9 protein-coding genes and 1 riboswitch are annotated in these 12,012 nt (G+C 55.1%); of the genes, 6 read left to right on the top strand and 3 right to left on the bottom strand.

Features of this window, described 5'->3' with window-relative positions; translation table 11 throughout:
* The first annotated feature begins 246 nt into the window (after positions 1–246).
* Positions 247–1,416: an MFS transporter gene (locus tag ACYZUD_RS25955; protein ID WP_462020763.1), complete on the top strand. Its 1,170-nt coding sequence runs from the start codon at positions 247–249 to the stop codon at positions 1,414–1,416.
* Between the two features lie 16 nt (positions 1,417–1,432).
* Here ACYZUD_RS25955 and ACYZUD_RS25950 read toward each other — a convergent pair whose 3' ends face one another.
* Together ACYZUD_RS25950 and ACYZUD_RS25945 are read right to left on the bottom strand one after the other, a co-directional pair.
* Complete coding sequence (locus ACYZUD_RS25950) at positions 1,433–2,320, bottom strand: formate/nitrite transporter family protein (protein ID WP_462020762.1); 888 nt, start codon at positions 2,318–2,320, stop codon at positions 1,433–1,435.
* Positions 2,321–2,392: 72 nt separating this feature from the next.
* Positions 2,393–2,797, bottom strand: a complete 405-nt coding sequence (locus tag ACYZUD_RS25945; protein ID WP_462020761.1) for an acyl-CoA thioesterase — start codon at positions 2,795–2,797, stop codon at positions 2,393–2,395.
* A gap of 1,238 nt (positions 2,798–4,035) precedes the next feature.
* On the opposite strand from ACYZUD_RS25945, the gene ltrA reads away from it, so the two are divergent.
* The 4 genes from ltrA (at position 4,036) to ACYZUD_RS25925 (ending at position 10,258) form a co-directional block, all read left to right on the top strand.
* On the top strand, positions 4,036–5,724 hold the full coding sequence (gene ltrA, locus ACYZUD_RS25940) for a group II intron reverse transcriptase/maturase (protein ID WP_462019414.1): 1,689 nt from the start codon (positions 4,036–4,038) through the stop codon (positions 5,722–5,724).
* A 130-nt stretch (positions 5,725–5,854) separates the two neighbouring features.
* Positions 5,855–5,957, top strand: a riboswitch (S-adenosyl-L-homocysteine riboswitch).
* A 23-nt stretch (positions 5,958–5,980) separates the two neighbouring features.
* Positions 5,981–7,390: an adenosylhomocysteinase gene (gene ahcY / locus ACYZUD_RS25935; RefSeq protein WP_462020760.1), complete on the top strand. Its 1,410-nt coding sequence runs from the start codon at positions 5,981–5,983 to the stop codon at positions 7,388–7,390.
* A gap of 161 nt (positions 7,391–7,551) precedes the next feature.
* Positions 7,552–8,397: a methylenetetrahydrofolate reductase [NAD(P)H] gene (gene metF, locus ACYZUD_RS25930; RefSeq protein WP_207284866.1), complete on the top strand. Its 846-nt coding sequence runs from the start codon at positions 7,552–7,554 to the stop codon at positions 8,395–8,397.
* Positions 8,398–8,893: 496 nt separating this feature from the next.
* Positions 8,894–10,258 (top strand): pesticin C-terminus-like muramidase, encoded by a 1,365-nt coding sequence (locus ACYZUD_RS25925; protein WP_462020759.1) that lies wholly within the window; start codon positions 8,894–8,896, stop codon positions 10,256–10,258.
* A 42-nt stretch (positions 10,259–10,300) separates the two neighbouring features.
* Here ACYZUD_RS25925 and ACYZUD_RS25920 read toward each other — a convergent pair whose 3' ends face one another.
* Complete coding sequence (locus ACYZUD_RS25920; protein WP_462020758.1) at positions 10,301–10,891, bottom strand: hypothetical protein; 591 nt, start codon at positions 10,889–10,891, stop codon at positions 10,301–10,303.
* Between the two features lie 240 nt (positions 10,892–11,131).
* On the opposite strand from ACYZUD_RS25920, the gene ACYZUD_RS25915 reads away from it, so the two are divergent.
* Positions 11,132–11,947 (top strand): substrate-binding periplasmic protein, encoded by an 816-nt coding sequence (locus ACYZUD_RS25915; RefSeq protein WP_462020757.1) that lies wholly within the window; start codon positions 11,132–11,134, stop codon positions 11,945–11,947.
* Positions 11,948–12,012 lie beyond the last annotated feature (65 nt).

The following is a 12,012-nucleotide window of genomic DNA, read 5'->3' as shown; positions in this document are numbered from 1 at the left end:
TGCGATCTTTTGATCTTAAAAAATCAACGTCAAAAGATCGCAGCCTGCGGCGGCTCCTACAGAGACCGGGTGGAGAATTGATTCGCCATATGTCGGCAGCTGTTTATACTGCAAGCGACCACGCCGCACTCAGTTGCGCACAGACTAATTCCAATAATTTCTGCCCCTGCCCGCTCTCGTCGAGAACGGTCATCGGCCTGCGTATGCCTGATCAGAGCGTCAAGACTACCGACAGAGACCTTGCGCATGCCACTCGCCTTGCTTGCCCTCGCTGTTGCCGCGTTCGGCATCGGCACCACTGAATTCGTCATCATGGGCCTGCTGCCCGACGTCGCCCGCGATCTCGCCGTGAGCATTCCCCACGCCGGCCTGCTGATCACCGGCTACGCCCTGGGTGTGGTGTTCGGCGCACCGATCCTCGCAGTCGGCACCGCCAACATGCCGCGCAAAGCCACGCTGCTGGGCATGACGCTGATGTTCATCCTCGGCAACATCCTCTGCGCCCTGGCGCCGAACTACGCCACGCTGATGGCGGCGCGAGTGATTACGGCGCTGTGCCACGGGGCGTTTTTCGGCATTGGCTCGGTGGTTGCCGCCGGACTGGTCGCACCGAACAAACGGGCCCAGGCCATTGCCATGATGTTTACCGGCCTGACACTGGCCAACGTGCTCGGCGTGCCGTTGGGTACTGCGCTCGGACAATACGCTGGCTGGCGCTCGACGTTCTGGGCGGTGTCGGTGATTGGTGTGATTGCCGCCATCGCGCAGTGGGTCTGGTTGCCGAAAGAGATCCCCATGGACAAGGCCAACCTCGCCAGTGAGCTCAAAGTACTGGGCAAGGTCAACGTGTTGCTCGCACTGGGCATGAGCGTACTGGCGTCGACCAGTTTGTTCAGCGTGTTCACTTACATCGCGCCGATCCTGCAGGACATCACCGGTGTCAGCCCCCACGGCGTGACCATCATGCTGCTGTTGTTCGGCGTGGGTTTGACGGCGGGCAGCATGCTCGGTGGCCGGCTGGCGGACAGTCGTTTGCTGCCTTCACTGGTGGGCATGGCGCTGGCCGTGGTGGTGGTGCTGGCCGCGTTCACGCAGACCAGCCAGTCGATGATCCCGGCGGCGATTACGTTGGTGTTGTGGGGGATCTTCGCGTTTGCCCTGTGCCCGATTCTGCAACTGCTGATCATCGATCAGGCCCATGAAGCACCGAACCTGGGTTCGACGCTGAACCAGAGCGCCTTCAATCTCGGCAATGCGGCCGGGGCGTGGATTGGCGGATTGGTGGTGGCCAGCGGCGCGGATCTGGCGGACTTGCCATGGACCGGCGCGCTGGTCAGTGGCTTGACGGTACTGGCGGCGCTTTTCTTCATTTACCGGCAACGTCGCAGTGCGGCTGTGGTCAATGTGTCCGGCTGAATAACGGCATCACCGATTACTTCTTGGTTTTCTGCGGATCGGGCTCCTGGCGTTGATCCGCAGACTTCTTCGGCGGGCCGCTTTCACTGCGAATCTGCGCATGACTGATCAGCGCGAAGATGAAGCTGCCGCCGATGATATTGCCCGCCAGTGTCGGCCCGGCGAACACCAGCCAGAAATCCTTCCACGGCAACTCACCGGCAAACACCAGATAAGAGACCTCGGCCGACCCGACCACGATGTGGGTGAAATCCCCCAGCGCCATGAGGTAGGTGATTAGGATGATGATCCACATCTTGGCGCTCTCCATGGACGGAATCATCCAGACCATGGTCGCGATCATCCAGCCCGACACGATGCCTTTGGCGAACATCTTGCTGGCGTCGTTCTCCATGATCTTGCGCCCGATATCGAGGAAGGCCAGGTCGGTCTTGCTGTCGAAAATCGGCAGGTGCAGCATCACATACGCCACCAGCAACGTGCCGCAAAGGTTGCCCACGAGCACCACGGACCACAGGCGTAGCAAACGACCGAAATTGTTCAGTGTGGGTTTGGTCATGACCGGCAACACAGCCGTCAGGGTGTTCTCGGTGAACAATTGCTGACGGGCAAGAATCACCGCCAGAAAACCCGCGCAGTAACCAAAACTGGCAATTACCTTGAAACCTTCGCCATCCGGCAGACGGGAATTGAGCAACCCCATGGCCATCAGCGACAGCCCCATGGTCAGGCCGGCAGCCAGCGCCGACCACCACAAGGCAGCGATGCTGCGCTCGAGCTCCTGATCGCCCTGGGTTCGAATGATTTCGTGCAGCACGGCCGCACGCGGCGGCTGGCTCTTGTCGACGTCGTGTTGTTCTTCAGGCGAAAGGTTCGGGGTCTTACCGTCTTTTTGCGTGTCCATAAAGCTCCGGAACCGGTGGCGTGTCATGTAGGTACGACACGCGGGGTCTGGGTCCGTTCTGTAGGGCTCGCATTACTCGCTAGCGATGTCATCCTTGAACTGGTCTTTGACATACGTGATCTCGGTGCGGCCGTGCGGTGCGGGCAAGCCGTCTTCACCCAGATTGACGAAGACAATCTTGTCCACCGTCAGGATGCTTTTGCGGGTGATCTTGTTCCGTACTTCGCACTTGAGCGTGATCGAGGTGCGACCAAACTCGGTGGCAGTGATACCCAGTTCGATGATATCGCCCTGGCGCGAGGCGCTGACGAAGTTGATTTCCGAAATGTACTTGGTGACCACACGCTGATTGCCCAGCTGGACGATAGCGTAAATCGCCGCTTCTTCGTCGAGCCAGCGCAACAGACTGCCGCCAAACAGCGTGCCGTTGGGGTTGAGGTCTTCGGGTTTTACCCATTTGCGGGTGTGGAAATTCATATTCACTCCTGACCGTCTTGCCGATTGATGCCGGCCATCATGGCAGAGCCCGGACTAGAGCTCTATTAAGCATCGACTATGGTCTCGATTACCGTTCGGACATTGACCTGCAGAAAGGCTTTGGAAGATCAGCATAGCCCGCTATAATCGCCACCGTTGTACGACACGTAGATCGTGTCTCCGACTTCGAGGTGTAAGGTCATCTTGAAGGGTTCTTTCTCAGTAGAACCGAAGCTCAGGCACCCAATCCTGAGAACCAAAATCCTTTCCAAAGTCCTATGCCTTCAAGGACTTGCCGCTACGGCGGATGGCAATGCCAGGTCGATTCGCACTCTATATATCGACCTAAGAACCGGAGTTTCCGGTTCGAGAGTGCTCACTCATCTCAGCCCTATCTCAGGGCACAACCCTGCGGGAAATAATCCCCGTAGGGGTTATCTCCTGCCTCAGAAATAAGAGGCAATACTTCTTTCAAGCATGCCGCCTAACTAGGCAGTTCCTGCTTTTGTCATTTTCGTCATTTCTCGGAGACATGAGCGCAAGCTCTGTTTGTCATTGTCCATCTGCCTTGCCTGCAAGGTGGCAGCGGACTCGTTGTGCGACCAACGATAGCCTACGAAGACATGCGTCACTGGTAACGGTGGGGTGTGAAGTTTTTCTGACAATGTGCCCCCTAACGGGTGCGACCTCGCCGCGAGGCAGGACGCAGATGCTCGGAGCAGTACCGGGTTGAGGCGCTAGGCTGGCTGGCATGGGTAACCCATGTGAACTGCTGATAAACACCGTAACGATTGACGAGCCCAAACTGCTGACAGGCTCGAACCAAAAGGTATGTGGTCGGATATCGCTGTAGCGGATAGAGATACGTCGCCGTATGACCACCGGTGGAAAGGCAGACCCTAACCCAGTCGTGTGACAGGCAGGGAACGTGGTAAGCCCGTATGGCTGCCTTCGGGCAGGTGAACCGCAAGGGGATCTGTTGGCTGTGCGGGTATGGGATCGCAGAGAAAGCGAACGCCGGGCTGTAATGGTTCGGATAGGGGTTGAGACATTACTCCACGGGAAACCGGGCAGACTTCTGCGTGGTCTTTCGTCGCATGAACTCTGACTGAACCTGTCTCAATGATCTTAGAGGCCAGCAACAGTGGTCTCCAATTAATCCAACCCTGACGGGAACGTCCATCCCCGTCAGGGGATGCGTACGTCTTCTGTCCGGGGAAACTTGAGAGGAAGGCAGCATGATAGAACACAGCCTAAAGGCCGTGTCTGCGCCCTCCGGCGTTCCGCAGCAGTGGCACGACATCGATTGGCGTCGTGTTCAGCGGAATGTTCGGGCAATGCAGGTACGGATTGCGAAGGCTTGTCGGGAAGGCCAATGGCGCAGGGTGAAAGCCTTGCAACGGATGCTGACCCACTCTCGAACGGCCAGGTATTTGGCCGTACGGCGAGTCACTGAAAACCAGGGTAAGCGCACGGCGGGAGTCGACCGCGTGCTCTGGGATACACCCGACGCGAAATGGAAAGCGGCAAACGGGTTGAAGCGCCACGGATATCAACCACGGCCTTTACGGCGTGTGTTCATTCCGAAGTCGAATGGGAAAGAACGTCCTTTGGGCATTCCGACTATGACTGATAGGGCCATGCAGGCTTTATACCTGCTGGCGCTGGCGCCCATTGCAGAAACCACCGGTGATCCGAACAGCTACGGCTTCAGGATTGAACGTTCGACGGCGGATGCGATGGGGCAGCTGTTCATCTCTCTTTCTCAAAAGGTTTCGGCCCAATGGGTACTGGAGGCGGACATCAAAGGTTGCTTCGACCATATCAACCACGACTGGCTGATCGCCAACGTCCCTACGGACAAAACGATCCTTCGGAAGTGGTTGAAAGCTGGTGTGATTCACAAAGGCCAGCTACAGGCAACGAATGCCGGTACGCCGCAGGGCGGGATTATCTCGCCCACCTTGGCAAACATGGTGCTGGATGGTCTGGAAACACAGCTCAAGCAACATCTGGGCGTGACAAGGGCCAAGAAGCTGAAGATCAATGTGGTGCGATATGCGGATGATTTTGTGATCACTGGTAGCTCGAAAGAGATACTGGAAAACGAGATCAAACCTTGGGTGGAGCAGTTCCTTTCAATACGGGGACTGCAGCTTTCACCGGAGAAAACCCATGTCGTCCACATGGATGAAGGCTTCGACTTTTTGGGATGGAATTTCCGCAAGTACAAAGGGAAGCTCCTGATCAAACCGAGCAAGAAAAACGTGCAAGCGTTCTATCGCAAGGTAAAGGAAGTCATCAGTACCAATAAAACGGCTAGGCAGGAAGACTTGATCCGACTGCTGAACCCCGTACTCCGAGGTTGGGCGATCTACCACCAGCCAGTGGTCGCCAAGCAGACGTACAGCCGCATGGACCATTTGATTAACTATGCGCTTTGGCGCTGGGCTAAACGGCGACACCCCAACAAGAATGCGGTCTGGATAAAGGAGAAGTACTTTCCCGCACAGGAGCAGAAATGTTGGGTATTCGCCGAGTCGGTGATAAACGGAAAGGGAGAACGTGTGACCCTAAAGCTGTACTCGTTAGCCGAGACCCCCATTGAGCGACACCGAAAAGTCAGCGGAGGATACAACCCCTTCGATCCTGCGATGGAGGGGATGAGCGAGAAACTGCGTATGGACCGGATGCTGAAAAAGATGAAGTACCGGAAGCAGATTGTCAGCTTGTTCCGAAGCCAGAATGGAAAGTGTGCGTTATGTGGGCAATCGATAACCAAAGAGACTGGATGGCACGACCATCACGTCATCTACCGCATTCAGGGTGGTGACGACTCTTTGGGCAATCGGGTACTATTGCACCCTGTTTGTCACCAGCGGCTCCACGCGCTGGGTTTGACAGTGAACAAACCGGCCTCTAATTGAGGTTTTGCAAGACTTGAGCCGTATGCGCTGAAAGGCGCACGTACGGTTCTTGGGGGGCCTCATTCCAGCAATGGAATGGGGCTACCCAACTCAAAACGGTAACGTCTACTTGATACCGTTTTCCCGCCACCTGTCCGAGGGGCGCTGCAGCAGGTTCGACCTGTCAGGCTCGGATGGGGCGTTGCTTGGCCGTTACCGGCCAGACACTAAACGCACAACGGCGCCCATTCGCATACATTACGAATGGAGGCTCATCATGAGCGCTGTTATCACGCCTGCAGATTTTAACGATTACAAAGTTGCCGACATGTCCCTGGCTGCCTGGGGCCGTCGCGAAACCATCATCGCCGAATCCGAAATGCCGGCCCTGATGGGTCTGCGCCGCAAGTACTCCGCCGAGCAACCGCTCAAAGGCGCGAAAATCCTCGGCTGCATCCACATGACCATTCAGACTGCCGTGCTGATCGAAACCCTGGTTGCCCTGGGTGCCGAAGTACGCTGGTCGTCCTGCAACATTTTCTCGACTCAGGACCAGGCCGCTGCCGCTATCGCTGCTGCCGGCATCCCGGTTTTCGCCTGGAAAGGCGAGACTGAAGAAGAGTACGAGTGGTGCCTGGAGCAAACCATCCTCAAGGATGGCGCGCCTTGGGATGCCAACATGATCCTCGACGACGGCGGCGACCTGACCGAGCTGCTGCACAAGAAATACCCGGCCATCCTGGACCGCGTCCACGGCGTGACCGAAGAAACCACCACTGGCGTTCACCGCCTGCTGGACATGCTGGCCAAGGGCGAGCTGAAAATCCCGGCCATCAACGTCAACGACTCGGTGACCAAGAGCAAGAACGACAACAAGTACGGCTGCCGTCACAGCCTGAACGACGCGATCAAGCGCGGCACCGACCACCTGCTGTCCGGCAAACAAGCGCTGGTCATCGGTTACGGTGACGTGGGCAAGGGCTCGGCCCAGTCCCTGCGTCAGGAAGGCATGATCGTTAAAGTCTCCGAAGTCGACCCGATCTGCGCCATGCAAGCGTGCATGGACGGTTACGAACTGGTTTCGCCGTTCATCGACGGTATCAACACCGGCACCGAAGCCAGCATCGACAAAGCCCTGCTGGGCAAGATCGACCTGATCGTGACCACCACCGGCAACGTCAATGTTTGCGACGCGAACATGCTCAAAGCCCTGAAGAAGCGCGCTGTTGTCTGCAACATCGGCCACTTCGACAACGAAATCGACACGGCTTTCATGCGCAAGAACTGGGCATGGGAAGAAGTGAAGCCACAGGTTCACAAGATTCACCGTACCGGTCCTGGCGCGTTCGACGCCCAGAACGACGACTACCTGATCCTGCTGGCCGAAGGCCGTCTGGTTAACCTGGGTAACGCTACTGGTCACCCAAGCCGCATCATGGACGGTTCGTTTGCCAACCAGGTTCTGGCGCAGATCTTCCTGTTCGGCCAGAAGTACGCCGACCTGTCGCCAGCCCAGAAAGCCGAGCGCCTGACCGTTGAAGTACTGCCGAAGAAACTCGACGAAGAAGTGGCCCTGGAAATGGTTCGTGGCTTCGGTGGCGTTGTGACTCAACTGACCAAGACTCAGGCCGACTACATCGGCGTGACCGTCGAAGGCCCGTTCAAGCCGCACGCTTACCGCTACTAACAGGCGCGGATTGTCCGCTCTCCCTGTGGGAGCGAGCCTGCTCGCGAAGAGGCCATAACGTTCAACATCTACGTTGGCTGTTACGCCGCTTTCGCGAGCAGGCTCGCTCCCACATGGGCGAGTACAGCCACGCAGGCTCTTGAGTTTCCAAGGATATGACCATGTCCCAAGACCGTCGCTACAGCTTCGAGTTCTTCCCTACGAAGACCGACGCTGGGCATGAAAAGCTGCTCGCCACTGCTCGTCAGTTGGCCACCTACAACCCCGACTTCTTCTCCTGCACCTACGGGGCTGGCGGTTCGACCCGTGATCGAACCCTCAACACCGTGTTGCAGCTCGAAAGTGAAGTCAAAGTCCCTGCCGCACCGCATCTGTCCTGCGTTGGCGACAGCAAGGACGACCTGCGCGGCCTGCTGGCTCAATACAAGGCTGCCGGCATCAAGCGTATTGTTGCCCTGCGCGGTGACCTGCCGTCCGGCATGGGCATGGCCAGCGGCGAGATGCGCCACGCCAACGATCTGGTTGAATTCATTCGTGAAGAGACCGGCGATCATTTCCATATCGAAGTCGCTGCTTATCCGGAGATGCATCCGCAAGCGCGCAATTTCGAAGACGATCTGACCAACTTCGTACGCAAGGCCAACGCTGGCGCCGACAGTGCGATCACCCAGTACTTCTTCAACGCCGACAGCTACTTCTACTTCGTCGAGCGGGTACGGGCGATGGGCGTGAACATCCCGATCGTGCCGGGGATCATGCCGATCACCAACTACAGCAAGCTCGCGCGCTTCTCCGATGCCTGCGGTGCGGAAATCCCGCGCTGGATCCGCAAGCAGCTGGAAGCTTACGGCGACGACACCCAGAGCATTCAAGGCTTTGGTGAGCAAGTCATCACCGAAATGTGCGAACGCCTGCTGCAAGGTGGCGCTCCAGGGCTGCACTTCTACACACTGAACCAGGCTGAAGCGAGCCTGGCGGTGTGGAACAACCTGAAGTTGCCGCGCTAAAAAGCCGTTAAAGCAAGATCAAGAGGTCGCGGCCTTCGGCGACTCCTTGCAACTCGACTATCGCTCCATCAGGAGCGATAGTTCTCGGCTGATCATCGCGCAAACCCTCAACGACCTGCCCCTGCACTTCCTCCTTGGAAATAAGCAGGTTCGCCCACCAGAACGTCCCGGCCTTATTAAATCGGCACATCTATCCCAGCACCTTTCCCGTACCGCCACCACACGAATTATGCGTAAACGCATATTTATGCCTGCATGCACGACTGTTTATTTGTACAGTGTAGACGCCTCCAATGGCCTTCTATGACGCAGGTGACATGGTTGTTCTTTCTGTCGAACGCAAATAAAAACAAACAACCTATCAGTTAAGAAAGTTAACAACTAAATTTCAAATAATTTATCGACTTGATAATTTAGGTCAGGAACGATGATTACTACTGAAATATCTTGCCTGCTTTTACTTATCTTTTAACAATGTAATCAAGGAATAGATTTCATGGCTGAAAAAAACATCCTGGTCAACCGTGGCATCCCGCCAGGTACCAGTACCCCTGCCAACTTTTTACACTTTGGTACAGGCTGGAAAAATTTCAGCTCCGCTACCGGTATGTCTTGGGGATCTAGCGTAGGCTTGACAACAACCACGCTAATTAACGGCGCTCCAACCAGTGGCGGCTACGCGATAGCACAAATTCCATTTTACTTAATGCAAACCGCACTAGAAGAGTCGCTTGGCGAAGGCAATGGCTGGCTACCTTATGACTCATATACTGATTTGGGTATGGACTTTTGGGATACCATCCCCCTTCAGCTTTTCGAGATACGCCAGGAAATGGCGGGTAAAATGGACGACGTACGAAATAAACAACTCAGCACACTAAAATCCGAGCTGGATGCGGCCGGCGTATCCTACAACAGTATCAATATTATTAATCAATCTCTTAAATACGTGCAGCAAAAACTTTCTCAGTGGGAGAACACTTTGGCGACCAGTATCGCCAAGATCATGCATTACCCCGCCAAGGATTACCTCTCACGAACTATTAGCGAAATCATCGCCGACCTAAAAAAGATCAACGAATACGACGCCCCACCCGCAATTGATAAAGAGCTTCAGGCTTTTAAAGACGCCTGCGAAGCAGCCAATAACATGGCAATTCGTGATGCACTGGTAGTTGAAAACGCCAACTTGGTGGATAGCCGTAGCCTGCTGCAGGCAATCGAGCAAGCCAAGAAAATGGCACAACTTGACGCTCAGCAACAGGCACAGAACCTTGCCGAGCAACCCTTGTTTGACATGGCTTATCTCAGTGATAAAGAAGGTGGTGTGCAAACTACCGCTTATGTACCGATGGATCATGGCGTGCCGGCGGACCAATCCGGCGCGACCTTGGGAGCAGGTGTCGACCTTGGCAGCAAAACACCCGCTTCACTGCTCAATGATGGTATCTCACAAAGCCTGGTTTCGATTTTGGGCGAATACAGTGGACTTCGCGGCCAGCAAGCACTGAATAAACTGCAACAAAAACCGCTGTCTATTTCTGAAGCCCAAGCAAAAGAGTTGACCAACATTTACTTTGGGGTAATTTCTTCAGCTGTAGAAACACGCTTCAACAATACTGCAGGTGCTGGAAAATTTCGAAATATCCCTTTTAATACCCGAACCGCCATTATCGATCTTTCGTTCCAATATGGTGACAATCTGGCGGCAAGAGCGCCAATAACCTGGGGAAAGATTGTCAGTGGCGATTGGAGCGGAGTGATTCAAGAGTTAAATAACTTTGGCGATGCTTATCCAACTCGTAGAAAATCAGAAGCAAAACTGATTCAAGGTGATATTGACAGGGACCTATTCAAGTAAATATAAAAAGCCTGCGCCATAATTTACATTATGGCGCAAGTGTCAAGTCTTGGTTATTCCGCACAAAGGAGTAGCTGATAACTCTTTTATTACCGCATAATGGCCTACCCTATTTTCCCTGACCAACAAGGGGGATGCGGTTAAATAGCTGCCCTGCAAGCTATGATCTATAAAACAGATTGCGACATCTTTATTGCTTTTCTTCATCACTCTCACACTATAAATCCAACTCCTTTCCTTATCCGTTGCACTGTAAACACCCTTCCTGCCCGCAACTTCATCGTAAACATGATAAGGGGTCTGACTAATCGTAGTACCGTCCGGATAATGCGCAGGCCTGAACGAATTGCTAAAGGTATTCACTTCGAGATTTTTCAAAATACTCAGGGCCAGTGCATCCTCATTGTCGGGCTCTGCGCTATCGGCCACAGACACAAAGCTGATACTCACCAACGCTCCAATGATCAGCAGCCTCGTTACATTTTCCATATTTACTCCCTGTCGATAATGGCTCACTGCAACAGCACCTTGCCCAACTTTTTTGCTACCCTTCCTGAACGTTCTTAATATCCAATAATTTAAAGACTTTTTACAGAAATGGTCTATGCCGACGACAAATTCAGTAAATCGCATCTGGCATCATTGCGCGGATTCAAGGCACTCATCCATAACTTGGTCGTGTTTGATTAGATTTATTTTTGCCGATACGAAAACTGCCACAGAAAAAATAGAAATCCCCTACAGCTGCAGGACCTGCCGCAGGCTGCGATCCGTTGCTGTCCAGCGCCCCTTTATTGTGCATCCGCACCCTGAGATAGAGCTTCCCGATCCCGTTTCTGGCTCTTTCGCGTTTCTCGTCGTAATCTCCAAGCCATGCCTTTGATCGCACAGCTACTTACCGTGTTTCTTTTCTCTTGCCTGAGCTTCGCCGCTCGGGGCGAGAAGCTGCGCATTGTCACCGAACCGTGGGCGCCGTATGTGTATGAAGAAAATGGCAAATCCCTGGGGCTGGACTACGAAACCACGGCCATTGTCTTCAAGCGCCTGGGCATCGAAGTGGAGTGGCAGTTCCTGCCATGGAAACGCTGCCTGTCGATGCTCGAAACGGGCCAGGCGGATGGCGCCCTGGATATTTTCCACAGCGATGAACGCGACGCCACCCTGCTCTACCCCAGCGAACCACTCTCGGAAGTCGAGTTCGTGATGTTCTACGCCAATGAGCGACCTCATCCGTTTCGCACCCTGGAAGAGTTGCACGGCCTGACCATCGGCACCTCGCCGGGCTATCTGTACAGCAAGGACTTCAGCGAATCGACCCTGTTCCTTCGTGAACCGGCACCGAGCCATGAAGCCAACTTCGGCAAACTGGTGCGCGGGCGGATCGACCTGCTGATCACCGACCGCCGGGTCGGTCAGCATTTGCTCGACGAATTGAACATCCGCGACAAGATCACCGAAAACCCGACCGTCATCAGCCAGCAAAGCCAATTCCTGGCGGTACGCCGCAATGCAGGCATGGACTTGCTGGTGCAGCGCTTCGGCGCCGAGCTCAAACGCTTCAAGCGCGAGCCCGCCTACGCTGAACTGAGCGCCCGTTATGGCGCCAACCCGGCGTCCGGTGTGAAGGCCGCAAGGGCCACGGCGGTGACCGAAAAAACCGTTGAGCAGCAGGAAAGCGGCGCGCAGTGATTGCTCTGTTATACTCCGGCCTTCCCGCCAGGCTCACGCCCGGACGCTCGGACTCGTTCAAGGCA

This window comes from Pseudomonas sp. XS1P51, assembly GCF_054897845.1.
Note: the sequence above shows the minus strand (reverse complement) of the source record. Positions and strands in the feature narration are given on the sequence as shown.

Excerpts from the sequence above, each read along its gene's own strand:
- ACYZUD_RS25955 (WP_462020763.1), top strand. The coding sequence starts at position 247 with ATGCCACTCGCCTTGCTTGCCCTCGCTGTTGCCGCGTTCGGCATCGGC.
- ACYZUD_RS25950 (WP_462020762.1), bottom strand. The coding sequence starts at position 2,320 with ATGGACACGCAAAAAGACGGTAAGACCCCGAACCTTTCGCCTGAAGAA.
- ACYZUD_RS25945 (WP_462020761.1), bottom strand. The coding sequence starts at position 2,797 with ATGAATTTCCACACCCGCAAATGGGTAAAACCCGAAGACCTCAACCCC.
- ltrA (WP_462019414.1), top strand. The coding sequence starts at position 4,036 with ATGATAGAACACAGCCTAAAGGCCGTGTCTGCGCCCTCCGGCGTTCCG.
- ahcY (WP_462020760.1), top strand. The coding sequence starts at position 5,981 with ATGAGCGCTGTTATCACGCCTGCAGATTTTAACGATTACAAAGTTGCC.
- metF (WP_207284866.1), top strand. The coding sequence starts at position 7,552 with ATGTCCCAAGACCGTCGCTACAGCTTCGAGTTCTTCCCTACGAAGACC.
- ACYZUD_RS25925 (WP_462020759.1), top strand. The coding sequence starts at position 8,894 with ATGGCTGAAAAAAACATCCTGGTCAACCGTGGCATCCCGCCAGGTACC.
- ACYZUD_RS25920 (WP_462020758.1), bottom strand. The coding sequence starts at position 10,891 with ATGCGATTTACTGAATTTGTCGTCGGCATAGACCATTTCTGTAAAAAG.
- ACYZUD_RS25915 (WP_462020757.1), top strand. The coding sequence starts at position 11,132 with ATGCCTTTGATCGCACAGCTACTTACCGTGTTTCTTTTCTCTTGCCTG.